The organism is Mycobacterium sp. 852014-52450_SCH5900713 (assembly GCF_001667075.1).
Taxonomy (GTDB): domain Bacteria; phylum Actinomycetota; class Actinomycetes; order Mycobacteriales; family Mycobacteriaceae; genus Mycobacterium.
This window is the reverse complement of record NZ_LZIL01000011.1, coordinates 178,672-202,345: the sequence shown is the minus strand read 5'-3', so window position 1 is coordinate 202,345 and position 23,674 is coordinate 178,672. Positions and strand designations below refer to the sequence as shown.

Annotated in this window: 32 protein-coding genes and 4 tRNA genes; 17 read left to right on the top strand and 19 right to left on the bottom strand. The window is 66.2% G+C overall.

Going from position 1 to position 23,674, the window contains the following annotated elements:
- The first annotated feature begins 29 nt into the window (after positions 1-29).
- Entirely contained in the window at positions 30-695 is a 666-nt protein-coding gene (locus A5773_RS04825) for a DedA family protein (RefSeq protein WP_066950164.1), read from the top strand.
- 8 nt (positions 696-703) lie between these two features.
- On the opposite strand, the gene A5773_RS04820 is transcribed toward A5773_RS04825, so the two are convergent.
- Positions 704-1,324, bottom strand: a complete 621-nt coding sequence (locus tag A5773_RS04820; RefSeq protein ID WP_066950167.1) for a TetR/AcrR family transcriptional regulator — start codon at positions 1,322-1,324, stop codon at positions 704-706.
- Between the two features lie 200 nt (positions 1,325-1,524).
- Here A5773_RS04820 and A5773_RS04815 point away from each other — a divergent pair, with 200 nt between their 5' ends.
- Both A5773_RS04815 and A5773_RS04810 read left to right on the top strand, forming a co-directional pair.
- Entirely contained in the window at positions 1,525-1,920 is a 396-nt protein-coding gene (locus tag A5773_RS04815) for an anti-sigma factor antagonist (protein ID WP_066950170.1), read from the top strand.
- A 38-nt stretch (positions 1,921-1,958) separates the two neighbouring features.
- Entirely contained in the window at positions 1,959-3,041 is a 1,083-nt protein-coding gene (locus A5773_RS04810; RefSeq protein ID WP_067262250.1) for a glutamate--cysteine ligase, read from the top strand.
- A 25-nt stretch (positions 3,042-3,066) separates the two neighbouring features.
- Here A5773_RS04810 and A5773_RS04805 read toward each other — a convergent pair whose 3' ends face one another.
- The 3 genes from A5773_RS04805 to A5773_RS04795 all read right to left on the bottom strand — a co-directional run bounded on the left by A5773_RS04805 (position 3,067) and on the right by A5773_RS04795 (position 5,664).
- Positions 3,067-3,852 carry a sulfite exporter TauE/SafE family protein gene (locus tag A5773_RS04805; protein WP_067262253.1) on the bottom strand — a complete coding sequence of 262 codons (786 nt, stop codon included), beginning with the start codon at positions 3,850-3,852 and terminating at the stop codon, positions 3,067-3,069.
- Positions 3,853-3,916: 64 nt separating this feature from the next.
- Complete coding sequence (locus A5773_RS04800; protein ID WP_067789713.1) at positions 3,917-4,849, bottom strand: catalase family peroxidase; 933 nt, start codon at positions 4,847-4,849, stop codon at positions 3,917-3,919.
- 17 nt (positions 4,850-4,866) lie between these two features.
- Positions 4,867-5,664, bottom strand: a complete 798-nt coding sequence (locus tag A5773_RS04795; RefSeq protein ID WP_197505392.1) for an SDR family NAD(P)-dependent oxidoreductase — start codon at positions 5,662-5,664, stop codon at positions 4,867-4,869.
- 230 nt (positions 5,665-5,894) lie between these two features.
- Here A5773_RS04795 and A5773_RS04790 point away from each other — a divergent pair, with 230 nt between their 5' ends.
- The 3 genes from A5773_RS04790 (at position 5,895) to A5773_RS04780 (ending at position 8,839) form a co-directional block, all read left to right on the top strand.
- A complete protein-coding gene (locus A5773_RS04790; RefSeq protein WP_369817317.1) occupies positions 5,895-6,425 on the top strand; it encodes a hypothetical protein in 531 nt (176 codons plus the stop codon).
- A 69-nt stretch (positions 6,426-6,494) separates the two neighbouring features.
- Positions 6,495-8,054, top strand: coding sequence for a long-chain-fatty-acid--CoA ligase (locus A5773_RS04785; RefSeq protein ID WP_067789710.1), 1,560 nt, complete (start codon positions 6,495-6,497; stop codon positions 8,052-8,054).
- 8 nt (positions 8,055-8,062) lie between these two features.
- The gene (locus A5773_RS04780; RefSeq protein WP_067789828.1) at positions 8,063-8,839 is read left to right on the top strand and encodes an MBL fold metallo-hydrolase; all 777 of its coding nucleotides are present in this window, start codon (positions 8,063-8,065) and stop codon (positions 8,837-8,839) included.
- Here the strand turns inward: A5773_RS04780 and A5773_RS04775 are convergent.
- Both A5773_RS04775 and A5773_RS04770 read right to left on the bottom strand, forming a co-directional pair.
- Positions 8,834-9,673 (bottom strand): enoyl-CoA hydratase/isomerase family protein, encoded by an 840-nt coding sequence (locus A5773_RS04775; RefSeq protein ID WP_067262256.1) that lies wholly within the window; start codon positions 9,671-9,673, stop codon positions 8,834-8,836. The two genes, A5773_RS04780 and A5773_RS04775, sit on opposite strands and share 6 nt — an antisense overlap.
- 55 nt (positions 9,674-9,728) lie before the next feature.
- Positions 9,729-10,022 carry a hypothetical protein gene (locus tag A5773_RS04770; RefSeq protein WP_067789707.1) on the bottom strand — a complete coding sequence of 98 codons (294 nt, stop codon included), beginning with the start codon at positions 10,020-10,022 and terminating at the stop codon, positions 9,729-9,731.
- A gap of 129 nt (positions 10,023-10,151) precedes the next feature.
- Here A5773_RS04770 and A5773_RS04765 point away from each other — a divergent pair, with 129 nt between their 5' ends.
- Both A5773_RS04765 and A5773_RS04760 read left to right on the top strand, forming a co-directional pair.
- Positions 10,152-10,442, top strand: coding sequence for a hypothetical protein (locus A5773_RS04765; RefSeq protein ID WP_156664305.1), 291 nt, complete (start codon positions 10,152-10,154; stop codon positions 10,440-10,442).
- A gap of 188 nt (positions 10,443-10,630) precedes the next feature.
- Complete coding sequence (locus tag A5773_RS04760; protein ID WP_067789704.1) at positions 10,631-11,611, top strand: NAD(P)H nitroreductase; 981 nt, start codon at positions 10,631-10,633, stop codon at positions 11,609-11,611.
- A gap of 37 nt (positions 11,612-11,648) precedes the next feature.
- Here the strand turns inward: A5773_RS04760 and A5773_RS04755 are convergent.
- Positions 11,649-11,720, bottom strand: a tRNA-Val gene (locus A5773_RS04755).
- A gap of 182 nt (positions 11,721-11,902) precedes the next feature.
- On the opposite strand from A5773_RS04755, the gene A5773_RS04750 reads away from it, so the two are divergent.
- The 4 genes from A5773_RS04750 to A5773_RS04735 all read left to right on the top strand — a co-directional run bounded on the left by A5773_RS04750 (position 11,903) and on the right by A5773_RS04735 (position 12,738).
- Positions 11,903-11,975, top strand: a tRNA-Gly gene (locus A5773_RS04750).
- 27 nt (positions 11,976-12,002) lie between these two features.
- A tRNA-Cys gene (locus tag A5773_RS04745) sits at positions 12,003-12,076 on the top strand.
- A 13-nt stretch (positions 12,077-12,089) separates the two neighbouring features.
- Positions 12,090-12,164 (top strand) — tRNA-Val (locus A5773_RS04740).
- A 238-nt stretch (positions 12,165-12,402) separates the two neighbouring features.
- Complete coding sequence (locus A5773_RS04735) at positions 12,403-12,738, top strand: hypothetical protein (protein ID WP_197507847.1); 336 nt, start codon at positions 12,403-12,405, stop codon at positions 12,736-12,738.
- A gap of 106 nt (positions 12,739-12,844) precedes the next feature.
- Here the strand turns inward: A5773_RS04735 and A5773_RS25915 are convergent, their stop codons facing one another.
- Positions 12,845-13,018, bottom strand: coding sequence for a hypothetical protein (locus A5773_RS25915; RefSeq protein ID WP_156624693.1), 174 nt, complete (start codon positions 13,016-13,018; stop codon positions 12,845-12,847).
- A 513-nt stretch (positions 13,019-13,531) separates the two neighbouring features.
- The gene (locus tag A5773_RS25910) at positions 13,532-13,864 is read right to left on the bottom strand and encodes a hypothetical protein (protein WP_156744719.1); all 333 of its coding nucleotides are present in this window, start codon (positions 13,862-13,864) and stop codon (positions 13,532-13,534) included.
- 217 nt (positions 13,865-14,081) lie between these two features.
- On the opposite strand from A5773_RS25910, the gene A5773_RS04730 reads away from it, so the two are divergent.
- Complete coding sequence (locus A5773_RS04730) at positions 14,082-14,231, top strand: hypothetical protein (RefSeq protein ID WP_156744727.1); 150 nt, start codon at positions 14,082-14,084, stop codon at positions 14,229-14,231.
- Positions 14,232-14,290: 59 nt separating this feature from the next.
- Positions 14,291-14,590, top strand: a complete 300-nt coding sequence (locus tag A5773_RS26740; RefSeq protein ID WP_082948091.1) for a hypothetical protein — start codon at positions 14,291-14,293, stop codon at positions 14,588-14,590.
- 82 nt (positions 14,591-14,672) lie between these two features.
- On the opposite strand, the gene A5773_RS04725 is transcribed toward A5773_RS26740, so the two are convergent.
- From A5773_RS04725 to A5773_RS04700, 6 genes are all read right to left on the bottom strand, one after another.
- The gene (locus A5773_RS04725; RefSeq protein ID WP_082948090.1) at positions 14,673-15,173 is read right to left on the bottom strand and encodes a hypothetical protein; all 501 of its coding nucleotides are present in this window, start codon (positions 15,171-15,173) and stop codon (positions 14,673-14,675) included.
- A 104-nt stretch (positions 15,174-15,277) separates the two neighbouring features.
- Positions 15,278-15,469, bottom strand: a complete 192-nt coding sequence (locus A5773_RS04720; RefSeq protein ID WP_066950207.1) for a hypothetical protein — start codon at positions 15,467-15,469, stop codon at positions 15,278-15,280.
- Positions 15,470-15,685: 216 nt separating this feature from the next.
- Positions 15,686-16,150: a hypothetical protein gene (locus tag A5773_RS26415; protein ID WP_067789695.1), complete on the bottom strand. Its 465-nt coding sequence runs from the start codon at positions 16,148-16,150 to the stop codon at positions 15,686-15,688.
- A 129-nt stretch (positions 16,151-16,279) separates the two neighbouring features.
- Entirely contained in the window at positions 16,280-16,510 is a 231-nt protein-coding gene (locus A5773_RS04710) for a hypothetical protein (RefSeq protein WP_066950214.1), read from the bottom strand.
- An 89-nt stretch (positions 16,511-16,599) separates the two neighbouring features.
- Complete coding sequence (locus tag A5773_RS04705) at positions 16,600-17,343, bottom strand: hypothetical protein (RefSeq protein WP_067789692.1); 744 nt, start codon at positions 17,341-17,343, stop codon at positions 16,600-16,602.
- A gap of 415 nt (positions 17,344-17,758) precedes the next feature.
- A complete protein-coding gene (locus A5773_RS04700; RefSeq protein WP_066950220.1) occupies positions 17,759-18,106 on the bottom strand; it encodes a DUF732 domain-containing protein in 348 nt (115 codons plus the stop codon).
- Positions 18,107-18,750: 644 nt separating this feature from the next.
- On the opposite strand from A5773_RS04700, the gene A5773_RS04695 reads away from it, so the two are divergent.
- A complete protein-coding gene (locus A5773_RS04695; protein ID WP_066950223.1) occupies positions 18,751-18,963 on the top strand; it encodes a hypothetical protein in 213 nt (70 codons plus the stop codon).
- A 55-nt stretch (positions 18,964-19,018) separates the two neighbouring features.
- Positions 19,019-19,939 carry a cation diffusion facilitator family transporter gene (locus tag A5773_RS04690; RefSeq protein ID WP_066950226.1) on the top strand — a complete coding sequence of 307 codons (921 nt, stop codon included), beginning with the start codon at positions 19,019-19,021 and terminating at the stop codon, positions 19,937-19,939.
- A gap of 34 nt (positions 19,940-19,973) precedes the next feature.
- Here the strand turns inward: A5773_RS04690 and A5773_RS04685 are convergent, their stop codons facing one another.
- From A5773_RS04685 to A5773_RS04670, 4 genes are all read right to left on the bottom strand, one after another.
- A complete protein-coding gene (locus A5773_RS04685) occupies positions 19,974-20,315 on the bottom strand; it encodes a DUF732 domain-containing protein (RefSeq protein ID WP_066950229.1) in 342 nt (113 codons plus the stop codon).
- Between the two features lie 81 nt (positions 20,316-20,396).
- Positions 20,397-21,905: a sodium:alanine symporter family protein gene (locus tag A5773_RS04680; RefSeq protein ID WP_067789689.1), complete on the bottom strand. Its 1,509-nt coding sequence runs from the start codon at positions 21,903-21,905 to the stop codon at positions 20,397-20,399.
- Between the two features lie 138 nt (positions 21,906-22,043).
- The gene (locus A5773_RS04675; protein WP_066950234.1) at positions 22,044-22,361 is read right to left on the bottom strand and encodes a DUF732 domain-containing protein; all 318 of its coding nucleotides are present in this window, start codon (positions 22,359-22,361) and stop codon (positions 22,044-22,046) included.
- Between the two features lie 59 nt (positions 22,362-22,420).
- Positions 22,421-22,813 (bottom strand): DUF732 domain-containing protein, encoded by a 393-nt coding sequence (locus A5773_RS04670; protein ID WP_232001794.1) that lies wholly within the window; start codon positions 22,811-22,813, stop codon positions 22,421-22,423.
- Positions 22,814-22,864: 51 nt separating this feature from the next.
- On the opposite strand from A5773_RS04670, the gene A5773_RS04665 reads away from it, so the two are divergent.
- Positions 22,865-23,611, top strand: a complete 747-nt coding sequence (locus A5773_RS04665; RefSeq protein ID WP_067789686.1) for a Clp protease N-terminal domain-containing protein — start codon at positions 22,865-22,867, stop codon at positions 23,609-23,611.
- Positions 23,612-23,674 lie beyond the last annotated feature (63 nt).

Sequence of the window (23,674 nt, the reverse complement as noted above, 5' to 3'; positions counted from 1 at the left end):
ATCGCCGGACGGTCAGGCATCCTGGACGCATGGATGTGGAGGCTTTGCTGCACGCGATCCCGCCGCTCGCGGTCTACCTGGTGGTAGGCGGTGTGGTCGGGCTGGAAAGCCTGGGCATTCCGCTTCCCGGGGAGATCATCCTGGTCAGCGCCGCGCTGATGTCGTCGCACGACGATCTGCCCGTCAACCCCGTCGGCGTCGGCGTCGCGGCGGTGATCGGCGCCGTGGTCGGCGACTCGATCGGGTACGCGATCGGACGCCGGTTCGGCATGCCGCTCTTCGACCGCCTGGGCCGGCGGTTCCCCAAACATTTCGGTCCCGGACACGTCGCGTTGGCCGAAAAGCTGTTCAACCGCTGGGGAGTTCGGGCGGTCTTCCTCGGCCGGTTCATCGCGCTGCTGCGGATCTTCGCCGGGCCGCTGGCCGGCGCCCTGAAGATGCACTACCCGCGCTTCTTGGCGGCGAACGTCTCGGGCGCCATCTGCTGGGCCGGCGGCACGACCGCGCTGGTGTACTACGCCGGAATGGCCGCGGAACGCTGGCTGGAGCGGTTCTCCTGGATAGCGCTGGTCATCGCGATCGTGTTCGGGCTGATCGCCGCCTTCGCGCTGCGAGAACGCACCTCCCGGGCCATCGCCGAGCTCGAGGCCGAGCATTACCGCAACGCCGACAGCACCGCGGCCGACGCAGCTTGAGACAGCGGTTAGCTGGCCGCCTCGCCGAGATCCTCGGGCGCAGCCGGACGGTGCTCTTCGATGAGGGCAACGGCCATCCTGCGGGCACGCAACGCCGCATCAATGTCGCCCACGGCCGCCAGGATGATGGCGCCCTTCATCAAGATGTGCCAGGACGAGGCGAAGTCCTCGACGTCGGTCAGGCCCGCCGCCACGGCGCGCTGACGCACGATGTCGCGTACGTGCTCGATGTGGGTGATGCAGGCCCGTCCCGCAGGCGAATCGGGCCCGAGTTCGAGCAGCACGTTGATGAACGAGCAGCCCTCGTAGCCGTCACGCAGCTGAATCCAGTCGTGCATGACGTCGAAGATCGCGAGCAACTGTTGCTCGGGCGTCTCGCCCCGCTGCCGTGACTGCTCCTCGATCAGGCCGTGGGTCCACAGTTCCTCGCGCCGCTGCAGCACGGCCAGCACAAGGTCGTTCTTGGTGGCGAAATGCCGGTACAACGTGGCCCTGGCGACACCGGCCCGGTCGATCACCTCTTCGGTGCCGACCGCACGGATTCCACGCCGACTGAACAGCTCATATGCCGCGGACAGGATACGTTCACGAGCCGACGCGGCGGGCGTTCCGACATCGGAGGTTGTCATAGCAACCCACAACATACTCTTAGCTGGCATAGGTAGACAGACAGACCTGTCTTGTTATAGAAATGAGATTCGCATTCCGCGAAAAAGTCTGTCTTCAGACGGCAGGACGGGCATCCATCGCAGCGTCGTAGACGCCGGTCGATTAGGAGTCCACGATGTTGAGCTCGGTCATTGCAGAACCCATGACAACTACCCACCTGATGCTGAGCACGAAGCTGGTCTACGAGCTTGGCGACCCCAACAGCACGCTGCGCGCGTCAGCCGATCGCAGCGGCCCGGCGGTACTGATCTATGCCGGCGGGGAGGTCGACGCCTGCAACGAGCACACCTGGCGCCAGCTGGTCAGCGAAGTCGCCGGCATCGTCATCGCGCCGGGGTCCCTGGTCGTCGACGTCACGGGGCTGGATTTCATGGCCTGCTGCGCGTTCGCGGTGCTGGCCGACGAGGCGAAGCGCTGCAAGGAGCGCGGCGTCGAGTTGCGCCTGGTGAGCCGCGAGCCGATCGTCGCCCGTATCGTCGACGCGTGCGGCCTGTCGGCCCTGCTGCCCATCTACCCGACCGCCGATTCCGCGCTGGCATCCGCGGCCCGTTGGTGACGGCGCGGCACGGACACCGATAGGGCCCCTGCGGCTGGATGAACGACCCTCCCACCTTCGGCGCGGAGGAAGAATTCCTCCTTGTCGACCCGCGAACCGGCGAACCGGCTCCGCAAAACGCCGATGTGGCCGCCGAGGCCAAGCGCCGGGGTGTTGAGCTGCAGCTGGAACTGAGCAGCTGCCAAGTGGAAACCACCTCCAGCGTGGTGTCGACCAGCACGGAACTCGGCCAAGAGCTGGCCCGGCTGCGGCGCACCGCGGCACAGGCGGCCGAGGCTGTGGGGCTTCGGCTGCTCGCCGCCGGTCTGCCGCCGGCCACACCGCACGAGTTTCCCGTCACCGACACCCCCCGTTATCGCCGGATCGGCGCGGAGTACGGGATGGTCGCACACGAGCAAGGGATCTGCGGATGCCATGTGCACGTCGAGGTTCCCGACCGCGCGGCTGCCATCCATGTCAGCAACTGGCTGCGGCCGTGGCTACCGAATTTGCTTGCGCTGGCGGCTAATTCGGCGGTGTACCGCGGCGCCGACAGCGGCTACGCGAGCTGGCGCAGTGTCCTGTGGCGACGCTGGCCGGTGGCCGGGCCGCCGCCCTTCTTCCCGTCGCCCGACGAATACGACCGCACAGTGCGGATGCTGATCGACAGCGAAGTGATCCTGGACGAGAAGATGGTGTATTGGGACGTGCGCCCGTCGGAGAACTTCCCGACGATCGAGGTGCGGGTGGCCGACGTGCCGGCGACCGTCGCGGAAACGGTGTTGCTCGCCACGCTGGTCCGGGCCGCGGTGATGACGGCGCTGGACGACGACCAGCCCGGGCGGCTTCCGCCGGCGGCCCTGCGCGCGGCGTACTGGAAGGCCGCCCACGACGGGCTCGCCGGACGCACGCTCGACCTTGTCCACGGCCGCGGAGCGGTGTCCGCGCGCGAGCAGTTGGGCGCCCTCGTACAGCGCGTGCGGCCGGCGCTGGAGACGCTCGGCGAATATGACCGCGTGGTGGGCGAACTCGACCGTGTCGCCACGCAGGGCAACGGGGCGATGCGTCAGCTGCGGGCGTGGCGCACTCGGGGCGAGGTGATGGACGTCATCGACGAAGTGGCCACCGCCACGCTGAGCTGAACCCCTTGGGGCGCAGCCACGCCCGTCAGGCCACGGCGAGGAGTCGATACAGCCCGATCAGGCCGACCACCACGATCGTCGCGCGCAGCGCGTTTCCCGACAGCCGGCGGCCGTAGCGCGCCCCGATCAGCCCGCCGATCAGCGACCCCGCGCCGATCAGCCCGGCGGCCGGCCAGCTGATGCGACCGAAGGCGACCAACGTATAGGCAATCGCGGCAACGACATTCACCACGAGCGCCAGCAGGTTCTTGGCGGCGTTCATCCGCTGTACCGACTCCGGCAGCAGCGCGCCCATCAGGCCGACCAACAGGATGCCTTGAGCGGCGGTGAAATAACCGCCATAGACGCCGACGGCGAATGTCCCGAACACCAGGACGGCCATGCGGCGGGGCGTGATGTGCTCGGGCGAGCGGCCCGCGGCCTCGGCGCGCCGGCCCGTCCACGCCTGAATCCGCGGCCCGGCGACCACCAGGACCAGCGCCAGGACCAACAGCACCGGCACCACTTCGGCGAAGACCTTCTCCGGCAGATGCAGCAGCAGGAACGCACCCAGCACCGCGCCGCACAGCGACGCCGGAAGCTGCCAGCGCAGCCGATCCCATTGGCCGCGCAGCTCGGCACGGTAGCCCCAGGTGCCCGACACGCTGCCGGCGACCAGACCGATCGCGTTCGACATGGTGGCCGTCACCGGCGGGAAGCCGAGGGCGACCAGCGTGGGGAACGTGATCAGCGTCCCGGACCCGACCAGCGCGTTGATGGCGCCGGCGCAGAACCCGGCCAAGCAAATGAGAATCATGTGGGAAGGCGACACTGAAGAAAAACCTTAGCCTGCCGCAGGTTTCGGCAGGCGGGCGACCGCCGGTTGCGTTCCCCCGTCAGGCGGGCGGCGCTTCGGCCCCGCGACCGACGCCGGTGCGCAGCTTGACCGACGCCGAATAGGCCAGCGTCCGGAAGTGCAGCACCGGGTCGTCGGAGGGCTCGATGCCGTCGGTGACACGCATCGGGTCGAAAACGACGATGTCGCCGCCGTGCTCGCGCTCGGTCTCCAGCCCGGTGATCTCGATGGTGCCGACGGTCGCGATCTGCGTGCTCTGCCAGGGCGCCGACGGATCGACCGTCGAGTCGGTGGGCCCGGCGATCTGCACGCGATATCCGAACCGCACCGGCCCGCTCTCCAGGCGCGTGTTCAGCTCGTCGGTGAGGAAGTCCGCCCCGTTGCCGTGGGCGGCCGACGCCGATAGGAAGTTCTCCGCGGCGGCCGGAACCAGGTGATAGCGAACGAATCTGGCGCTGCCGTCGGCGGCGACCCAGCGGAAGGCGTGCAGGCCGTGGTACTCGACGGTGGCGTAGCTCGCCGGAATCCTGTTGGCGTCCCGCACCACCGGCAGCGCGCCCAGCAGCTTCGGATGGGTGAGGAAGTATTTGGCCATGCGCAGGGGTGTGGTCAGGCCGGGTCGCATCGCCTTGAGCAGATCGACGAACCCGTCGGGTGTGCTGGAAACGAACAGGCGTGCGGTCTGCGTCGACACGTCGGTGGTGGAGCCGTCGGGCAGGGTGAACTTCACCGCCATCCCGCGGATGCCCGGCACGTTGTCGCGCTGTTTGGGATTGCCTGCGCCGTTGGAGAAGCGGATCAGCGCCGGGACCGGCGAGCCGTCGAGATGCTTTGCGCGCGTGAGCATGAGGGCGTCGGGCGTCGCGGTGAACGTGCCGCGGTAGAGCGTGCCTTTGGCGTGGAGCGCGCGGCAGCCCGGCTGCGCACCGCCGGTGCCTCGGATCGCCTCGATCGCCTCATCGGGAGTGACCATGCGCGAATCTTAAGGCGCTAGGAGGGAAAGCCGAAGAGTTTGACCACACCGTGATCGCGACCGGCGGTGTAGCCGCCGTCGACGGCGATCGCCTGGCCGCTGACGAACGAGGCGTCGGGCGACAGCAGGAATGCCGCCATGGCCGCCACCTCCTCCGGCTGGCCCAACCGTTGCAGGGCGTGTTCGGAGGTGATGGATTGCAGCGGGCCCTCCATCCCCGGGAGACCGAACACGCTTTGCGCCATTGGTGTTTCGATGAAGCCCGGGCAGATGGCGTTCGCCCTGATGCCGCTCGGCCCGTAGTCGAGCGCGATGTTCTTGGTGAGCAGCACGACGCCACCCTTGGCCGCGTTGTACGAACTTCCGCCCGCGGTGCCTTCCAATCCCTCGACGCTCGCGACGGTCACCAGCGAACCGCGTTCCCCGCCGACGCGGGGTTGCTCGATCATCCGGGCCAACGCCGCCTTCGCGACCAGGAAGGTGCCGGTGAGGTTGATCCCGATCACCCGATCCCACTCGGTCCGGTCGAGCAGGTGCACCGGGCCTCCCCCGGCGACCCCGGCGGCGTGCAGGACGCCGTCGAGGCGGCCGGGCACGGCGGCCAGCACCTCGGCGATCGCGGCTTCGTCGGTCACGTCGGCGGTGACGAATTGGAACCGGGGACCGAGGTCCGGCGCTGCGACCAGGTCGGCGCCGATCACCGTGCCGCCCTCGGCCAGTAGGCGCCTCGCGGTCGCCAGGCCGATTCCCGACGCGGCGCCCGTCACGACGAAGGTGCGCGAGCCGGCCCGGTCGGGGTTCACCATGGCAGTCATGTTGGCACACCGCGCCCCCGCGCGAGGGGGAACTCCGGCGCGGCGCTTTTCCCGGCTTTCCTCGATAAGGAAGGGCGATCAGCAAATAGCGGCCCAATCTTGGACACCGCGCGCCTTCCGGGGAGATCGTAGAACCAGCGGGCGAATCCCCTTTTTGCCCCCGGACCAGGAGCCAGCGCATGCGTTCGTCGATACTCGGGCCAATACATCCCAAGCGGGTCGCCGCCGCGATGGCCGTGGCCACCGCAATAACGGCGGCGACCGTCCTGATCGCCACCGCCGAACCGCCTGCTGTGCGGCTCGCATCGGCCGAGCCGATCGCTGTTGCCGACGGCGTCTCGGTCGCTCCGGCACCCGGGTGGGTTCTCGGGCACCGCGGTCCGAATTGGGTGGCACTCAGCAATACCGACGGCAGCGCGCAACTACGAGTGGCGGTCAAGCAGGCCGGCAGTACGGATGTCGGCGCGGTCCTGCAGGACGACATGAATCAATACGCATCCGCGTCCGGCCTGGGCAATCTGAGGAACTTGGCCGCACCCGATACGCAACCGCTCCAGAGCGCCAGCTTTCAGCAACAGGCTTCAGTGGATTACACCGCCGATGTGCCGGCAGCAGAGGGACCGATTCCCGTCCTCGGCACTTTCACCGAGCTGCTGAACACATCCAACCAACGGTCGGCCTTCATCGACTTCCGACAGAACAACAACGCGACTCCTCAGGCCGTCGACGACGGCGCGATGATGATCCGATCGATGGAATGAGGGCCGCCGTGGCGTGCGCGGCCGCGACCGCGTATCACAGACTGGAGCAAATCGACCTCGGAGGAGTTCATGCCACCAGCCGACACCACGGCGAACACGACGGAGACGCTCGCCGGATTCGTCGACCGGCACGCGCGCCAGCAGCCCGACGCCATCGCGATCCGCTACGGCGAAGGGCAGTGGTCCTGGGCGGACTGGGCCGCGCGGATCCGGCGCGCGGCCGGCGCGCTGCGCGACGCCGGTGTGCAGCGCGGGCAGTGCGTGGCCGTTCTGGACAAGAACCACCCCGCCTGCCTCGAGGTGCTGTTCGCCGCGGCGTCGATCGGCGCGGTGACGACCGTCGTCAACTGGCGCATCGTCGGCGATGAACTCGTCCACGTGCTCGAGGACAGCGGCGCGCGGCTGCTTTTCGTCGGCGCGGAGCTGCAGGCCGCGGCCGAGGCGGCCGCCCAACGAGCGCCGGGCGTGCAGCGCATCGTCGTGGTGGGCGACGAGTACGAATCGCTGCTGGACGCGACGGCGCCCACGGACAGCGACGCTCAGGTCGACGGGAGCGAGACCGCGCTGGTGATCTACAGCTCCGGCACCACGGGGCGGCCGAAGGGCGTGCTGCTGAGCCAGCGCGCGCTGGTCAATCACGCGGCGAACCTGGCGCCGGCGTTCCCGTTTGACGACGGGGACGCGAATCTCGTCGCCATGCCCCTCTTCCACGTGGGCGGAATCGGCTACGCGCTCTTCGGTATTCGGGCCGGCGTGCCGACGATCATGACCCGCGAGCCCGACGCCGCCGCCCTGATGGGCGCGGTGCGGTCCGGCGCGACCCACGCGTTCTTCGTCCCGCCGGTGATCGCCCGGTTCCTCGACGCCGGCGAAGCGGCGCACGCCATGTTCGCGGGCCTGCGCTACATCGTGTACGGGGCCGCGCCCATGCCGTTGCCCCTGCTGCATCGGGCGCTGTCCACCTGGCCCGAAACGCGTTTCGTGCAGGTGTACGGGCAGACGGAACTGTGCGGCGCGGTCACCGCGCTCAGCGACGCCGATCATCGCGATTCCGCCCGCCCACACCTGCAGCTGGCGGCCGGAAAGGCGGTGCTGGGCACCGAGATTCGCGTGGTCGATCCGGAGACGGGTGCCGAGCTGCCGGCCGGGGAGCCGGGCGAGATCTGGGTGCGGAGCAACCAGAACATGAGCGGTTACCTGAACCGGCCGGAGGCGACCGCCGAGACGATCACCGACGACGACTGGGTGCGCACCGGTGACATCGGCCGCCTGGACGCCGACGGCTATGTGTACATCGAAGACCGGCTCAAGGACATGATCATCACCGGCGGCGAGAACGTGTATGGGCCCGAGGTGGAAAGCGTGCTCATCGAGCATCCCGCCATCGCCGACGCCGCGGTGATCGGCGTGCCCGACGACTTCTGGGGGGAATCGGTCAAGGCGATCGTGGTGGCCACCGGCGAGATCGATCCCGACGACGTCATCGCATTCTGCCGTGAGCACCTGGCCGGCTACAAATGCCCGCGAACCGTGGACTTCGTGGAATCGCTGCCCCGCAATGCCAGCGGAAAGATCCTCAAAACCGAGCTGCGCGAACCGTATTGGCGCGACCGGACCCGGGGGATATGAGCGCCTTGGTGAACGCGCAGCGGCGCGCCTGCGCCATCAGTGTGCTGGGCGGCCCGACCACGGTCGTCGACATCGCGGGCCACCGGATCGTGATCGACCCGACGTTCGACCCGCCAGGGGTGCACGCGTACCTGACCAAGCTCACCGGGCCCGCCGTGAGCGCCGAGGCGCTCGGCCCGGTGGACGCGGTATTGATCAGCCACGACCAGCATCCCGACAACCTCGACGACGACGGCCGCCGGATGGCCCTGGCCGCGCCGCTGGTACTCACCCATCCCGGCGGCGCCGGCCGGTTGGGACCGCCGGCGGTGGGGGTTGCGCCCTGGCAGACTCATGAGCTCTCCGGATCGCTTGCGGTGCAAGCGGTTCCGGCGGTGCACGGCCCGGCCGACGGGCAGCGCGACGAAGGCGGCCACATCAACTGCGAGGTGACCGGCTTCGTGCTGTCCGGGGCCGGCCTGCCCACTGTGTACCTCAGCGGCGACAACGCCTCGATGGCGGCGGTCAAGGACGTGGCCGACCGGGTGGGCGCCATCGACGTCGCGGTGCTGTTCGCCGGGGCGGCCAGCGTGCCGACCAAGGAGCGCGGGCGGCCGCTGACGCTGACCGCGGCGCGCGCGGCCGCCGCCGCCGAGGTCCTGGGCGCCCGGGTGGTGATACCGGCCCACGTCGACGGCTGGGCGCACTTCAGCGAGGGCGTCGACGAGTTCGCCGCGGCGTTCGATCAGGCCGGGATCGGCGACCGGTTGCGGATCGCTGCCCACGGGGAGTGGATCGACTTATAGCCGCCCCTCGGCGCGCAGGTCCGGGTGCACCCAGTCGGGCGAGCGGCGCTCCTTGAAGGCGCGGAAGCCTTCCCGCGCCTCGGCGTCGCTCAGGCTGCTGGTCATGCCGATGCGGTCGTAGAGGCCCAGGTAGCTGTCGATGCTCGACTTGATGACGCCGCGGGCGCGCGGCGCGGTGCGGCAGCACTGCGCCAGCAGGTCTTTGGCAGCGTCGAGCAGGCTTTCGTGCGGCACGACGCGGGTGACCAGGCCCCAGTCCAGGGCCTCGACGGCGGTCAGCACCCGTCCGGTGAACATCAGGTCGCGGGTGCGCACCGGCCCGATGACCCGGGTGAGCATCTGGCTGTAGTAGGTGTCGGCGTACCCGCGGAACAGCTCGGGCACGCGGAAGGTGGCCCGGTCGCTGACCACCGACAGGTCGCTGCACAGCGCGATCTGGAACCCGCCGCCCTGACACAGGCCATTGACCGCCGAGACGATCGGCTTGGCCGACGTGCGCACGGTGTCGAACGGGGTGACGTCCATGCCCAGCGCGCCGCCGAAGGTGATCCAGTTGTCGGTGGCTCCCCCGCCGCCCATGTCACCTCCGGGCGCGAACACGTCTCCGGTCCCGGTGATCAGCAGCCCGGCCAGATCGGGATCCTCGTTGAGACGCCCGACGGCGTAACGGATTCCGAAGTACATCGCGGGCGTCAGCGCGTTACGCGCTTCGGGACGGTCGATGGTGCACACCGCGATCGACCCCTGACGCTCGAAGGTGAGGTATGGCGTGCCAAGCCAATCCCCCTCGGGCGGGCGGGGGGCGTCATGCGAGTTCGGGGGAACCTGGGCCACGGGACTCCTCTACGTCGGTCGCTACTGTCGCACTTACAGTAGCGGCGGCGGCCGCTTAGAGATACGCCAGCGTGGCCGTCCCGGTGGTCGCGGCCGCGTCGGCGATCACTTCGGCCAGTTTCACCTGCAGCGTGGCCGTGGCATCCCCGACCGGCTTGTCGCAGAATCGGCAGCTCGTTTTGAATTGCGGCTGGTCATCCTCGTCCGGCCAGAACCGGCGCGCCCCCACCATGGCGCCGGGATCGTACTGAACAGCCTGGTGCGGGGCGTCCTTGAGGATCCTGCCCACGGGATGGCCTTGCGGACACTCGAGTTTCAGCGTGCCGACGCCCTCTTGATTGCCGATCATCGTCCACCATCCTTTGCGGAGTTCTCTTGAATCCCAGCATCGTTCATAGCTGAGGGCAACACGTCTTCGAGCGAGAGGCCGGCCGTGCAAAGGTTTGCTGATTATTTTGCGTTGTACCCGGGTACCCAGGTGACCGTGCGTTTCTTTTCCGTTGCTGCGGCGGTCGGCATAGCCATCGCCACTCTGTTGGCCGCACCGGCTCGCGCCGACTTGAGCGGTTACGGAAATTGCGTGGGAAGCGTTACGGAAGTCCCGTTGTGGGAACACGACTCCCAAAACCAGCAGCTCATTGGCGTTGTTGAGCAGGACCTCAATTCTGGTGTATCGCCCGCTGCCGAAGCGCAGAAGGTGTCGCGTATGGGGTTCGACCCGCGCTTGGCCAATCGGATTGTGGAGTGCGTTATCCAGGAGCACCCGTAAGCCCTGGCGAATAGCCGCTCGGCTCCTCCCATGAGCGCGTGGCCAACCATCCAGACGAGGCGCCACCGCGTCTTTACGGCGGCGTCCCCGCGGTCATCTGGACCGTTCGCAATCGTCATATCGAAACTCGGCCGACAATAGGCTTGAGAAGTGGAATGCTCGGTGCCAGGACAAGAATTGAGGTCGAAATGCCAGCCGCCATGGCGGACACCGAACTCCTCGAGGACGCGGTGCGGTCAGCATGCCGCGCGCCGTCACTGCACAACAGCCAACCCTGGCAGTGGGTGGCCGGCGGCCGTCAGCTGGATCTCTTTCTCGATGCAAGCCGGGCGATGGTGTCCGACCGGTCCGGCCGGGAGGCGCTGATCAGCTGTGGCGCCGCGCTCGATCACCTTCGAGTGGCACTCGCCGCTGCGGGGTGGCAAGCCCGGATCTCGCGATTCCCCGACCCGAAGGATCCGAACCATCTGGCGTCCGTCGACTTCACCCCGGCGGAGAACGTCACCGACGAAGAACGGCGTCGCGCCTCCGCGATCTGGGCCCGCCGGACCGACCGATTGCCGTTCATCGCGCCGATGAACTGGGAGGCGTTCGAGCCGTCGCTGCGGGGTGCCATCGACAACGATGCCGTCCATCTGGACGTGATGGCCGACGACGCGCGCGGCAGGCTGGCACAGGCGTCGTGGGTGGCCGAATCGGTGCGCCTCTATGACACCGCCTATCAGGAGGAACTTCGTTGGTGGACAGCGCCTTTCGAGGCCGCTGAGGGCATTCCGTACAGTGCGCTGGTGTCGCCGGCCGAAAGGGAGCGCGTCGACGTGGGGCGGACGTTCCCGATGACGCATAACCTTGAACGGCGCACCGACATCCCCGCCGACGAGTCGACGATTCTGATGCTGTCCACCGACGACGACAGTCAGCTTGGCGCGTTGTTGTCCGGCGAGGCGCTCTCCGCGGTGCTACTGGAATGCACGGTGGCGAACCTGGCCACGTGCCCGGTCACTCACGTCACCGAGCTCAAAGTCACGCGCGAGATGATTGCGGACCTGCTGGAAGAGGGCAGGCGGCCGCAGGTCCTGGTCCGTGTGGGTGTGGCGCCCGCGGCGGCCGAACCACCCAAGCCAACGCCGCGTCGACCGCTCAGCGAGGTTTTGCGGCTGCGGGGTTGAGCACCATTCGCGCCCGCTGTGCCTGCGTCTTTACTTGTGGTCCCGGCTGGGATCGAACCAGCGACCTTCCGCGTGTGAAGCGGACGCTCTCCCACTGAGCCACGGGACCGGCGCCGAGAGGCGAACGACGTCGAAGATTAGCACGAGCCTGGCCTCGACAGTACCGGCCGCCTGCGCGTCATCGGTACGCCGCGATAGCCTAGACGCGGTCCGTACCAAGAAATTTGTATGTGCCCGCTCACGTCGACTATCGTCGTGCTTCGCACCGGGCGACGATCTCGTCCGGGGCGCGCGGATGTAGCGCAGTTGGTAGCGCATCACCTTGCCAAGGTGAGGGTCGCGGGTTCGAATCCCGTCATCCGCTCGAAGGTGCAAGTGGCATCAATCCAGCGGTGGAGTGGCCGAGTGGTGAGGCAACGGCCTGCAAAGCCGTGCACACGGGTTCGATTCCCGTCTCCACCTCCAGCTTTTGACCCCGGCGCGATTAGCTCAGCGGGAGAGCGCTTCCCTGACACGGAAGAGGTCACTGGTTCAATCCCAGTATCGCGCACCAGAGTTTTTGCAGGTCAGGATCTATTTTAGGGCTATGCCCTGGCCGCTCGGCGAGCTTCGCGATCAGTGACGGCTGCTTGAGGGCGGCGTCAATAGTGAGCAGGCGCCCCCTGCCGACCAGTTATGGCATGCCATCCACCCCCGCACAAGGGAAAGTGTCCCTTTTCGGTGTTCCTGGTTGCTCCAGGTCTATGAATGCAGCCCAAAGGACGGGCCGCGACGACCTAAAGGAGATCATCATGAAGAACACCACCCGCAAACCGACTCGCATCCACTACGCCGCCACGCTGTTTGGCGCGCTGGCCATAGCCGCATTGGCCCCTGCCACCGCCTACGCCGAGCCCAACGGGTCAACCGGCTCGAGCAGCGGATGCCACTACACCGACCCTGACGGCTACGACATCCCGATCGACGAGGGCCAGGGCGTCATCGTCGGAGGCAAGCTCGTCACCTGCACCGGCGGGAAAATCGTCGTCAGTGCTGCGCCGGCACGCACAAATCCCCACCGGCCGGTCGCACCGCCCAATCACACTCCGGTTCTGACCCGGAAAGTGCAAGCCTCGCAAACACACTGAAGCCGTCACTAATTAGCCCAGCATTTCGGGCAGCAGTAGCCGTGTGTTCTGTGGCCGGCGACAACGAGCCAGATGGGCTGTGCATCATCAAGGACGGACAACTTCTTCAGTTATCGGGTGGGTATTCCCAGATGTTTGTGTGGTTCAACTCGTGATGATGCACGCACACCATCTGCTTGCCCTGCCCGTCTGTGGCGGGTGGTGCGCCCAGCGGACACTGGTCACCCGGCGACGGCGCCAGCGGTGCGAACACCAGCGCGGCGATCATTGCGAACTTCATACCAAAGACACGATGTCAGCGAAGGATTTGTTCGCCGTCAGCCCCAGTCGATCACGTGCCGACGTGGGAGGGCGAACGACCACCTTTCGACACCAGCGTCGTCGGTGTCAGGCCCGCTATGCCCTGTTGGTGATACGCCGACGCAACGACGAGTGTTACGTGGCGCCGTCCTCCCGAGCGCTGACCTCATGCACCAAGTCGGTTCTCGACGTTGCGGGCTTCTTTCCTGGCCGGGTTCATGGGACTGTCGCCGCCGCGAAACTCCATGTGGCGCTTGCGATGAGGACATTTGGGTTGGGTCAATGCACTGGCCCTTGAGCCGGGAAGTCCTCTGAGACGGCTTATCTGAGCCCGCGTAGCGCCCCTTCGCGGTATGGGTCTGGCTGTGGCGGCAGGTAGATCGAGGTGCAGCCGGGTTTGACGTGTGCGGTGAGCCGCCCCCCGAGAGGTTCGGGGGCTCGCGTCACCGCTCGGCCGTCTCCTGGGCTTCGCTTGCACCCTGCGGCCAACCCACTACTTCGAGTGGTTGCGGGCTTCCTCGTAGCGGGCTGAGGCCACCAAAGCCACGCTGAGCAAAACCAGCAATGGCACGAACACGAACGGGTACGCGGCGACCGCGGCCAACCCGAGGATCACGCTCGGCACCGTCAGCGCCAGCGCGGCCGTGGGATGCCGGCCGCTCAGGTTCACAATTCTCGTCAGCGCCGCGAGCGCCTCTGCCGCGCGCGGCGCATGATCCGGACGCCGACCGTACGAGTAACGGGTTTGTAAGCCGCAACCCATGCAGGTGCGCCCGTACGAGTAGCGGGTTTTGAGGCCACAACCCATGCAGGTTTGGGTGGTCATCCGCTCATCGTCTCATCGCCTCGAGCGGCGTTCGCGGCTGGCACGTGCGTCTGCGGTCCCATCCTTGAACCACGTTCTCAGGGGCAGTGAGCTTCTCGCCCTGATGGTGCGGCTGACGCTGGATGATGATTGACAAGCTGATCCCAGACACGCGCACGACAGGCAGAATGCGCGCGTGAACGCGAACTCCGGCTACGCCCGAGCCCTCTACACACTGATGGCTGTGCTGTTCTTGACCCTCTTCGTGCTGAATGTCTGCACCCACGGCACGACGCTGGGCCTGATCAGTACCGGGGGCCTCGCCGTGTTGATGAGCTACCTCGCCTACCGAGCCTGGTTCGGCAAGCGCCAGATAAACCGGCGCTAGACGGCCTGATGTCTCAATTCAGGTCTTCCGCGAACGCGCGAACGCAGCGATAATGCAGCATGCGTTTCATCTATGTCGCCGCGGCGGTCGGCATAACCATCGCCGTGCCGATGGGGGCGTCGCCGGCTCACGCTGACACCGGGGTCAATGGTTACGTTCAATGCGTGGGAGGCGATGCGAAGCCCCCGCCGCCGGGGGTAAATGCAGAAGATTGGTTTCCCAGCATTCATGTCATAGCGACGGATATCGATGGTGGAGTGCCCTCTAACCAGGTAGAGGCGAGATTAGTGGAAATGGGAGTCGCGCCGGCCGATGCCGTTAAACGAGTGCACTGCTTCATGGCCAACCGGCCGCATTAGCGCGCCCGCCGAAATCGCCGGCAAAACACGACTCATCGTTTGAAATACGTTGTGCGTCAATGCTTTTGGGCGAATTTGAACTTCACACGCGCTCGGCCTTCATGTCCATGTCGATGGTGCCCTGGCACGGCCCGCTCAAGATGTCGGTGTGCATGACCCCGTCAAGCGACCCGTCGGGTTGCGGCGTGTAGCGCACAGTGGCTCGCGCCGGACTCCATTGGATCGTCGTGTCGGGCATCATGCAGTCCCACTGAAAATCATTGGTCTGCGACCAGGCCGTTCCATCCCACGTGAACTGAACCGGCTGTGGAACAGTCGGGTTGCTGGGCGGAGGGCCACTGATGATTGTGGCGACGCATTTTCCGTTCGTGCAGCTCGAGCGGAGACCGTAGGTCTCGGTGTGCTGCCCCTCAGGGTCGCCGACCGCCATGCTGGTCCCGGCCTTCGGCCCAACCATGAACGTGATCGCGTACTGGCCGTTCCAGGACGGGTTGTCGGCGAAGGCTGTCGGGGAAAGTGACAGGGCGATCGGGAGCGACGCCGCGGATAAACCGACGAACATTTTCAAGCGGTCCGAGGTCATCGTTTCTCCTCTGAGTCCGTGACCATTTCCCCAATGGTCGTACCCAGAGTTATCGGCGACAAGCATTTTGGCCGATTGTCTAGGCGTCCCCGTGGATCCTCGCCTTACCAACCCCACTCGTCAGGATTCAGGACATCCACCGTGAGATCGTTGTCAGCGGGGGCTTTGGTCCCGTAGGCAAAGGTGAGCAGGGTGCGGCCGTCGTCAAGCGGCTCAGTCGCGACGACGGTGGCATGCCCGATCTTCATCCGGATCTTGTCCCCGGGCTCCAATTCGTCGACACGCTTCAGGGGCATGCTCGACCTGTCAGCGGCATTAAAACTGGAAACCCCGCGGATACCGTGGCCATCACCGCCATCCTCCCACGGTCCGCAGGACGCCCACGGCCGCGCGGAAGGCGTGTCCAGCTAAGGAAATTGGGAGGCCTGACCTGTCGGTGACCTCCGGTTTTCCCGGCGCGCATCCCTCAGTTCTCCACCAGGTCGGGATGGGCTCGCAGCGTCTAGCGGCACCTAATCCGAGGACTTGTCGGAGTCGTCGGACTCATCATCGTCGTCTTCATCGTCGTCTTCATCCTCATCTTCGTCGTCATCGGAGTTTTTCGACTCCTTCGACTTCTTCGACTCCTTGTCCTTGGAGTCCTTGTCCTTGGAGTCCTTGTCCTTGGAGTCCTTGTCCTTGGAGTCCTTGTCCTTCGAGTCCTTGTCCTTGGAGTCCTTGTCCTTGGAGTCCTTGTCCTTCGAGTCCTTGTCCTTCGAGCCCTTGTCCTTCGAGTCCTTGTCCTCGTCGGAATCGTCGGACTTGTCTGAGTCGTCGAGCTTGTCGGCGAATTTCGTCAAGAGCCCCGCAAGTTTGCGGGCCTCATCAGAGTCCAGCGAGTCGTCGAATAATTGCTCGTCGCCCTCCGAGACGCGCTGGAGGTAAACCGCGTTGTCTTTGATGCCGACGTCCCACCGGCCGCCCTCTTGACGAACCATTTGCTGCCGCCTTCCGACTAGTGACCTGATCGCACAACCGACGCGTCCCGGCGCGTTACTGCGTTGTTTACCCACTTGTGCCGGTAACGCCTCACTCGTGGGGGCCCAAATCGACCTAGTGCATCGTTCTTACGGTGCGATCGGCCGCTTGAAGAAGCATGCGACAGAGAAGGCTCCGCGGTGGTCGGCGTCGAGTCCGACCATCTCCCACCCCAGCCGCCCCAGCTCGTCGGCCCTCAGCTTCATCTCGTCCATGGCGGTGTCCCCCTCCCGGTAATCCCACGTGTATTCCCACTGCTGCGGATACCACTTGCCGTCGGCGGCCAGCCACCAGCCAGGGCCCGGCGAAGGATTGTTCATGGGGTCGTGAGTACCACAGGCCGCGGCGTCTCCGGAACGGGTGTTGTCCCTGGCGGAGTCCAAATGCCGGTGCGCCTCGGCCTCAGCGCCTACGGGGCATACGCCCAGCCGAGAAAGATGTTTTGCGAATCGTTGGGGCTTGGCCTTATTTCCCGAATGTGCGGCGGAGTGAAGTAGTTGGCGGTGAGGTACTGACCGTTGCCCTCGCTAAGCATGACGTGCCCGGTGCCGTGGTCGAATCCCGGATTGCTCGTAAAAACGAGCGCCCCTTCCGGAATGTTGTCGGCGTTGGTATGGATCTGCCCTTTACGGTTGAAGTCGTTGAAAGCATCCATCGCCGACGGATATCTGAACGCACGGTTGTAGGCCTGCTCGACGAATGCCTCGCATTGGACCGTGTTATTGGGGTCAGCCGCCATTTGGTCGCGAGCCCACGCCAGAGCATGGGCGGCCTTGTCGTCGCCGGCAGCGGAAGCGGGCGCTCCCCCGCCCCCGCCGCAGTCCGGACCGAGGGCGTCGAGCGTGCGCGTGTCCACGTCGACATCGGCGACGTAATGGCCGTCGGTTGTCTTGTACCAGAGGCTGTCCCAGCCCCCATTGGCAATCTGGTAGCTGAAGAAGCCCTTCACCGGGTCGCCCGCGGCGTGACACACGAGAGTGAGGACCTGGCCGGCGTTGTAAACGCCTTCTTGGCCCGCCTTCAAGTTGGGGCCGTTCATGCGGTTCGTGGTCTGCGCTTTGACGGTCGCAGTCGTCTCCGCGTGAGCCGGCGCGGCAGCGGGCAGACCTAACGCAAAAACGGCTGCCGTCGCGACCGCGGTTGCTGCTTTCATTGCCCGGTCTTTCTGCCACGTCCCTATGAAATTGATCGGGACGCTACACCAGCAGCAAACGTTATGTGTTTGAAATGGTAATAAGAACTCGAGCGTAATTCCTTAAGGAAACTAGCGCTCATCAGCGAGCAACCGGCGACGTTATCCCGAACGAACCTCAAGGGAGTTAAATCTCGGCGACCAACGGCCGCCATTCCGCCCTGCCCTTCTCCGAAAGGGGCGATCGCACGAGCGGCCAGTAGGCCCCTAGTCTCCAACCACGGCCCAGGGTCGACTGACTCAGCTCCGCGGGTTCCCTCCGCGAACACGCGTCGGCGGCGCACCGCGTGAACCTACTTCTCAGGCAAGCGATTTCGCGCTTTAGCCAGCCGGCGCCTTCGTAACGAGTCGGGCCACCCCCCGGCCCGGGAAGCCCTCAGCAGTGCGCGGCCCAGCACCGCTGAAGCGGACAATAGGTCGCATGCGCGATGCTCACCATGGACTGGACGTCTCCCAGCGTCACGTTCCTCGGATCCAAGTCGGCATGCACATTCTGAGCGATCTGCTCGTAGGTCCAGCCCCACCCGAGATCGTCACAGACGAGGCGCCCCATCCCGGTCAGCGCGGCGTCGTGGTCCGGCGGCCAACTAAATCCCGCGGCGCGCAGTTGGGCGAGGTAGGCGTCGTCGGCGGGATCCGCGACGGCAATCGCAGCGCTCGCGAACAAGGCCGCGATTGCCATGACGGGGGCGACCAGTCGCGCACGCCAACGAGGTAGCGGCATGGATCCACTTCCTTTCTCACGCCGGCGACGAGGCCGTCAGGGCCGGCTCCAATGCGGGAGGAATACGAAGAATAGGAAGTGCAGGAAAAATCCAGCTTATGGGAAGCTGAATAATCGGATTTGCGGATGCCAATCGCCGGGCCCCCGATTAGTGGGCCACTGGTCACGGTGCGGGCGGCGGAGGCGGTGGCGGCGTCCATCGCCGTCCGTCGGTGGTCCACCCGCAGGGCAGCCAGTTCAGCTGGGGGCCATCGAACGTCAGGCATTTGGGCGTGCCGGGCGGCGGCGTGGGACCCGGCGACGGCTTGTCAGCGTGAGCGGTGGCCCCGCTGAGCATTAGTGCCCCAACGGCCACAAATATCGCTGCCGACTTCCTCATCGCGATTCCGGTGAATGGGGATCCACCAAGGCGATTGTCGCTAGCCTTCGGCCTGCGCGTTCACGCTATGAATTCTAGCCGTGCGGTCCTGCTAAAGACCTGGAGAATTCCTGACAATCGGCGGTGACGCGAGCCGAAGTCAATGGGAACCAACCCCTACGCCTACCGGCCGGCTGAATGCGCGGTGACATACGCCACTCGGGGCCACGCACACTCAACCATTCTGCGCTGCAACGGCTTTCGTCAGAGGAGTACAGTCACGGGCATGAATTTGGTGGAGTGGCTGAGGACCCCGCACTATCTGCGGACGCGTTTGATGATGGAACGACAACCGATAAGAAACGTCGAGATAGAAACCGTGTTCCTCGAAATCTCCCACCGTGACGCGCGGCTGCGGTTCCCGGTCATGCTCATGCTGCTGCCGAGGCGTAATCGCTCACCGCGGGAACAAACCCCCCGCCTCGATCAGGACAAGTGACCCAGGGCGCCAGCGAGGGATGCGGTGCCGGCTCTCGATCGGGCATGCTTGCCCTATGCACCTCGTCAACGGCGTCCGTGACCCCGCGGCAAGTTTTCCTCTCGACACCGTCACCGACGATGCGGCCGAGCGCCGGCAGGCCAACCGGGCTGTCGCCGTCAGCGCCGTCGGCCTGGCGCTGACCGGGCTCATCGAATTGGCCATCGCGCTGCTGTCCGGCTCGGTGGCATTGCTCGGCGACGCGTTGCACAACCTGTCGGACGTCTCCACCAGCGTCCTGGTGTTCGTCGGCTTTCGGGCGTCGCGCAAACTGCCCACCGAGCGCTACCCCTACGGCTACGAACGCGCCGAGGACCTCGCCGGAATCGGTGTGGCACTGGTCATCTGGGGCAGCGCCGCCGTCGCCGCCTACGAGAGCATCAACAAGCTGCTCCGGCACGGCGGCACCGAATACGTGGGCTGGGGCATCGCCGCGGCCATCGTGGGAATCGCGGGCAATCAGCTGGTGGCACGCTACAAGTTGGCGGTGGGCAAGCGGATTCGCTCGGCGACCATGGTGGCCGACGCCAAACATTCCTGGCTGGACGCGCTGTCGTCGGCCGGGGCAATGCTGGGGCTGATCGGGGTGGCGCTCGGCTGGGCCTGGGCCGACGCGGTCGCCGGGATCGTCGTCACCGGATTCATCTGCCACGTCGGCTGGGAGGTGACCGCCGACATTGCTCACCGCCTGCTCGACGGCGTGGACCCCGACATCATTACGACCGCCGAGGCCCTCGCCGCCACGGTGCCGGGCGTCACGCACGCGCACGCCCGGGCCCGGTGGACCGGCCGGACTTTGCGGGTCGAGGTGGAGGGCTTCCTCTCCCCCGAGACTCCGCTGGCAGTGGCCGAACGGACAGGCCGTCTGGTTGCCGCCGCCCTGGCGCCGAAGATCCCCGAGATGCACAACTTCACCTGGACGGCGCGGGCAGCCTGAGCGCGCTCAGCCACGGCGGAACAACTCCGCGTAATCAGTTGCCGGGTTGACCCTCGGGCTTGGGACCACGGTCTTCGCCGGTTATGTACTTCGGGCAGTAGTGGGCAGAAGCCAGGTACGTGAACTTGGCCGCGCTGGCACCCTGGAAAGCCGGATTCTGGTTGCGGAGTTGCGTCACGATCTCGGCGGACGACTGACCGTCGTCGAGCAGTTCACACACCGACTTGGCGATGGTGACCGCGTTGCCGCCGTCCTGGTAGGTGAGACCGGCGTCTCGCAGGTCTTTGAGGAAGTCCTGATCGTTGTCGATGTCGGCATACGCGGGCGCGGCCAGGCCGATTGCGGCGACGCTCGCCAGCACCAGTAGAAATCGCATAACGCAGCGATTGTCGCAGACCTGTTGGGGAATGGCACCTCGCCGGGCAAACGGCGGGTGAACTCTCCCCCGGCCCCCCGGCTATGCCGCGGGCGCGCGGGAGAAGCGCAGCGCGGGGCGGCGCAACGTCAACGACTCGGGCAGCGCCCCGACCTGCCGGCGCTCCGCGGGTTCCCAGATGTCGCCGTCGAGGACGCCGGGCAGGCCGGCCTGGCTGGCAATGAAAACCGGCGCGACGCCTTGCACGAACTGTCGGTGGTAATCCGTGAGCGCCGCGAACGCCCACTTCCCCAGCAGGCAGATGGTGAGCAGGTTCGCGATGGCCATCACCGCCATCGTCAGGTCGGCAAGCGCCCACACCAACGTGAGCTTGGCCAGGGCCCCGAAGATGATCGACAGCAGCGTGACCACCTTCAACAGATTGGCCGCCAGGCGCCGGCCACCCAGGTAGAACAGATTGGCCTCGGCGACCACGTAATTGCTCAGCACCGAGGCGAACGCGAAGACGAACACCACCGCGGTCATCAACACCGTGGTCCACGAACCGAGATCGGCGGCAACCGCCGACTCCGTCAGGCTCGCACCGGCAATCGCTCCCAGCCGGGCCGGGTTGTAGGTTTCGGGACCCGACAGCAGCACGATGAATGCCGTCGCCGTGCAGATCACCATCGTGTCGACGAACACGGCGAGCGACTGAATCAGCCCCTGTTCCACCGGATGTGCCACGGTCGCGGCTCCGGCGATATTGGGTGAGCTGCCCATCCCTGCCTCACAGGCGAACAGGCCGCGCTTGACGCCGGTGAACATCGCGGCGAGCGCACCCCCCGCGAAACCGCCTGCCATTTGCCGGATTCCGAACGCCCCGCCGATGATCTCCTTGACCACCGTCGGCAGTTCGGTGATGTTGACCGCCACGATTCCCAGCGCGAGCACCGTGTACACCAGCGCCACCACCGGAAGGACCGACCCGGCGAACTGGGCGACCCGTCGCACGCCACCGAAGAGCACGGGCGCCGCCAGCACCGCCAAAATGGCTGTCGTCCAACCGACCCCGATGCCGTGTGACGATTGCAAGACCCCGCTGATCGCGTTGGTCTCCACCATGTTGAACGCGGTGGAGAACGTGAGCACCAACAGCATGGCGAACACGACGCCGCCCGCGCGTGACCGCAGCCCACGTTGGATGTAGAACGCGGGACCGCCACGGAAGGCGCCGTCGTCCGAGCGGACTTTGAAGATCTGGGCCAGGGTGGCCTCGATCACCGCGGTGGCCATGCCGACCGCTGCCACCACCCACATCCAGAAGACGGCACCGGGCCCGCCGACGGTCAGCGCGATCGCGACACCGGCGATATTGCCGGTACCCACGCGCGAGGCGAGACCCACGCAGAACGCCTGGAAGGATGAGATCCCGCCGTCGTGGTGGTGCGCTCTCCGGAGCTGGCGAAGCATGCGGCCGAAGTAGCGGATCTGAATGAACCGGGTGCGCACCGTGAAATAGATGCCGCCGCCGATCAGCAAATAGATCAAGATGTGCGTATTGAGGATGTTGCTAAGGGGTTCGACCAACTGCTGCTGAAGGAAGTCCAAACCCCTGCTTCCTTTCGACTACGGCCGCGATCCGTCGCCGAAATGGTATGGGCGAATTGTTGATTACAGGTTTCGTTCACCCGCCGTTAGCGGGCGGATATGTAAAAAGCGCATCACATTTCCCCACCGGGCCCACCCCTAGGAGGCGGCGGTGGGCGCCGAGAGCGCTTGGGGGCAATAGGAGTTGGCGGCGATAGCGGCGAACCGGGTGGCGTCGTCCCCCTGAAGCCCCCGATTGAGCATCTGGATCATCCGGACGACGTCGGCCAGATTCGAGCCTTCGCTCACCAACTTGCACACCGACCTGCCGGAGGTAATAGCCTGTTCGGAATCCGAATAGGTCAGGCCGGCCGCGTGCACCGTGGCGAGGAAGGCGTCGTCGTTGCTGTCGGCGCGCGCGGGGCCGGCCAGGCCGATCGCGGCCGCAAGGCCGAGCAGAGTCAGAAGTAGCCTCACGGCTCACAGATCGTTCCAGAGCTGGCGACGGTCCGCATCTCGTGGCGCGGATCGGTCGCTTAGGAGCTCGCGGCCGCGGTCGTCGTGGTGGTCGACGAGATCGCGTCCGGACAGTAGGCGCTCGCCGCGATCGCGGTGAATTTCTCCGCCTTCTCCTCGGTCAGTGCTGCCGCCTTCGATGTCATCGCCTTCGCGATATCCGCCATCGCCGTGCCGCCGCCGGCCGCCGAGCACACGTAGTGGGCGGCCTGGATAACCTGCGCCGGATCGTTATATGTGAAGCCGGCCGAATTCAGCGACGCGAGGAACGCGTCGTCGGTGTCATCGGCGTGCGCGGGAACGGCCAAGCCAATCACGGCCGCAACACTGGAAATCGTCAGAACAAGCTTCATAAATTCGAAATCGTCCCAGACGCGCGGGCGGTTCGCCGCTGGCGAAACAATTTTTAACAATCGTCAACCACTGGTTGACAGCTCCAGGGTCGTCAACCTATCGTTGACGGCATGCCGGACCCGACCCGCACCGCCTATCCCGTCCGCCTCGACGAGCTGATCGACGCCATCAAATCGGTGCACGCCGACGCGCTGGATCAACTGGCCGACGCCGTGCTGGCCGCCGAGCACCTGGGCGAGGTCGCCGACCACCTCATCGGGCACTTCGTCGATCAGGCCCGCCGATCCGGGGCGTCGTGGACCGACATCGGCAAGAGCATGGGCGTTACCAAACAGGCCGCTCAGAAGCGGTTCGTGCCGCGCGCCGAGCCGGCCACTCTGGACCCCGAACAGGGCTTCGGCCGCTTCACCCCGCGGGCGCGCGGCGCCGTGGTGGCCGCCCAGAACGCCGCGCACGAGGCGGCCAACAACGAGATCACCCCCGAGCACCTGCTCCTCGGTCTCCTCGACGATCCGGCCGCCCTGGCCACCGTGTTGCTGCACCTGCAAAAGGTCGACACCGAAGCACTGCGCGCCGCGGTCGAGCTGCCCCCGCCCAGCAGCGGGACTCCCGACCTCATCCCGTTCAGCGGCCCGGCGCGCAAAGCCCTCGAGCTGACCTTCCGGGAAGCACTTCGTTTGGGCCACAACTACATTGGGACCGAGCATCTGCTGCTGGCCCTGCTCGAGTTGGAGGAAGCCTCCTCCGACGAGGGACCGCTGCGCCGATGCGGTGTCGACAAGGCCCGTGTGGAGGCCGATTTGATCAAGGCGCTGGAATCGCTCGCCGGCGGCAAGACCGACCACGCGGACGGCTGATCGGGTGTGGTCTGACCCCTCCCGGCCGCCTCACCGCGTGTGCGATCATTCGATGGTCCCCTT

What these genes read in the sequence shown, in the direction of transcription:
- A5773_RS25915 (WP_156624693.1), bottom strand. Translation starts at nt 13,018, where the DNA reads ATGAAGTTCGCAATGATCGCCGCGCTGGTGTTCGCACCGCTGGCGCCG.
- A5773_RS04820 (WP_066950167.1), bottom strand. Translation starts at nt 1,324, where the DNA reads ATGACAACCTCCGATGTCGGAACGCCCGCCGCGTCGGCTCGTGAACGT.
- A5773_RS04790 (WP_369817317.1), top strand. Translation starts at nt 5,895, where the DNA reads ATGGCCGTGGCCACCGCAATAACGGCGGCGACCGTCCTGATCGCCACC.
- A5773_RS04725 (WP_082948090.1), bottom strand. Translation starts at nt 15,173, where the DNA reads ATGACCTCGGACCGCTTGAAAATGTTCGTCGGTTTATCCGCGGCGTCG.
- A5773_RS04720 (WP_066950207.1), bottom strand. Translation starts at nt 15,469, where the DNA reads ATGCCCCTGAAGCGTGTCGACGAATTGGAGCCCGGGGACAAGATCCGG.
- A5773_RS04800 (WP_067789713.1), bottom strand. Translation starts at nt 4,849, where the DNA reads ATGGTCACTCCCGATGAGGCGATCGAGGCGATCCGAGGCACCGGCGGT.
- A5773_RS04665 (WP_067789686.1), top strand. Translation starts at nt 22,865, where the DNA reads ATGCCGGACCCGACCCGCACCGCCTATCCCGTCCGCCTCGACGAGCTG.
- A5773_RS04785 (WP_067789710.1), top strand. Translation starts at nt 6,495, where the DNA reads ATGCCACCAGCCGACACCACGGCGAACACGACGGAGACGCTCGCCGGA.
- A5773_RS04770 (WP_067789707.1), bottom strand. Translation starts at nt 10,022, where the DNA reads ATGATCGGCAATCAAGAGGGCGTCGGCACGCTGAAACTCGAGTGTCCG.
- A5773_RS04695 (WP_066950223.1), top strand. Translation starts at nt 18,751, where the DNA reads ATGAATTTGGTGGAGTGGCTGAGGACCCCGCACTATCTGCGGACGCGT.
- A5773_RS04700 (WP_066950220.1), bottom strand. Translation starts at nt 18,106, where the DNA reads ATGCCGCTACCTCGTTGGCGTGCGCGACTGGTCGCCCCCGTCATGGCA.
- A5773_RS26415 (WP_067789695.1), bottom strand. Translation starts at nt 16,150, where the DNA reads ATGGTTCGTCAAGAGGGCGGCCGGTGGGACGTCGGCATCAAAGACAAC.
- A5773_RS26740 (WP_082948091.1), top strand. Translation starts at nt 14,291, where the DNA reads ATGCGTTTCATCTATGTCGCCGCGGCGGTCGGCATAACCATCGCCGTG.
- A5773_RS04705 (WP_067789692.1), bottom strand. Translation starts at nt 17,343, where the DNA reads ATGAAAGCAGCAACCGCGGTCGCGACGGCAGCCGTTTTTGCGTTAGGT.
- A5773_RS04760 (WP_067789704.1), top strand. Translation starts at nt 10,631, where the DNA reads ATGCCAGCCGCCATGGCGGACACCGAACTCCTCGAGGACGCGGTGCGG.
- A5773_RS04815 (WP_066950170.1), top strand. Translation starts at nt 1,525, where the DNA reads ATGCTGAGCACGAAGCTGGTCTACGAGCTTGGCGACCCCAACAGCACG.
- A5773_RS04825 (WP_066950164.1), top strand. Translation starts at nt 30, where the DNA reads ATGGATGTGGAGGCTTTGCTGCACGCGATCCCGCCGCTCGCGGTCTAC.
- A5773_RS04735 (WP_197507847.1), top strand. Translation starts at nt 12,403, where the DNA reads ATGAAGAACACCACCCGCAAACCGACTCGCATCCACTACGCCGCCACG.
- A5773_RS04810 (WP_067262250.1), top strand. Translation starts at nt 1,959, where the DNA reads ATGAACGACCCTCCCACCTTCGGCGCGGAGGAAGAATTCCTCCTTGTC.
- A5773_RS25910 (WP_156744719.1), bottom strand. Translation starts at nt 13,864, where the DNA reads ATGACCACCCAAACCTGCATGGGTTGTGGCCTCAAAACCCGCTACTCG.
- A5773_RS04690 (WP_066950226.1), top strand. Translation starts at nt 19,019, where the DNA reads ATGCACCTCGTCAACGGCGTCCGTGACCCCGCGGCAAGTTTTCCTCTC.
- A5773_RS04730 (WP_156744727.1), top strand. Translation starts at nt 14,082, where the DNA reads ATGGCTGTGCTGTTCTTGACCCTCTTCGTGCTGAATGTCTGCACCCAC.
- A5773_RS04685 (WP_066950229.1), bottom strand. Translation starts at nt 20,315, where the DNA reads ATGCGATTTCTACTGGTGCTGGCGAGCGTCGCCGCAATCGGCCTGGCC.
- A5773_RS04795 (WP_197505392.1), bottom strand. Translation starts at nt 5,664, where the DNA reads ATGACTGCCATGGTGAACCCCGACCGGGCCGGCTCGCGCACCTTCGTC.
- A5773_RS04710 (WP_066950214.1), bottom strand. Translation starts at nt 16,510, where the DNA reads ATGAACAATCCTTCGCCGGGCCCTGGCTGGTGGCTGGCCGCCGACGGC.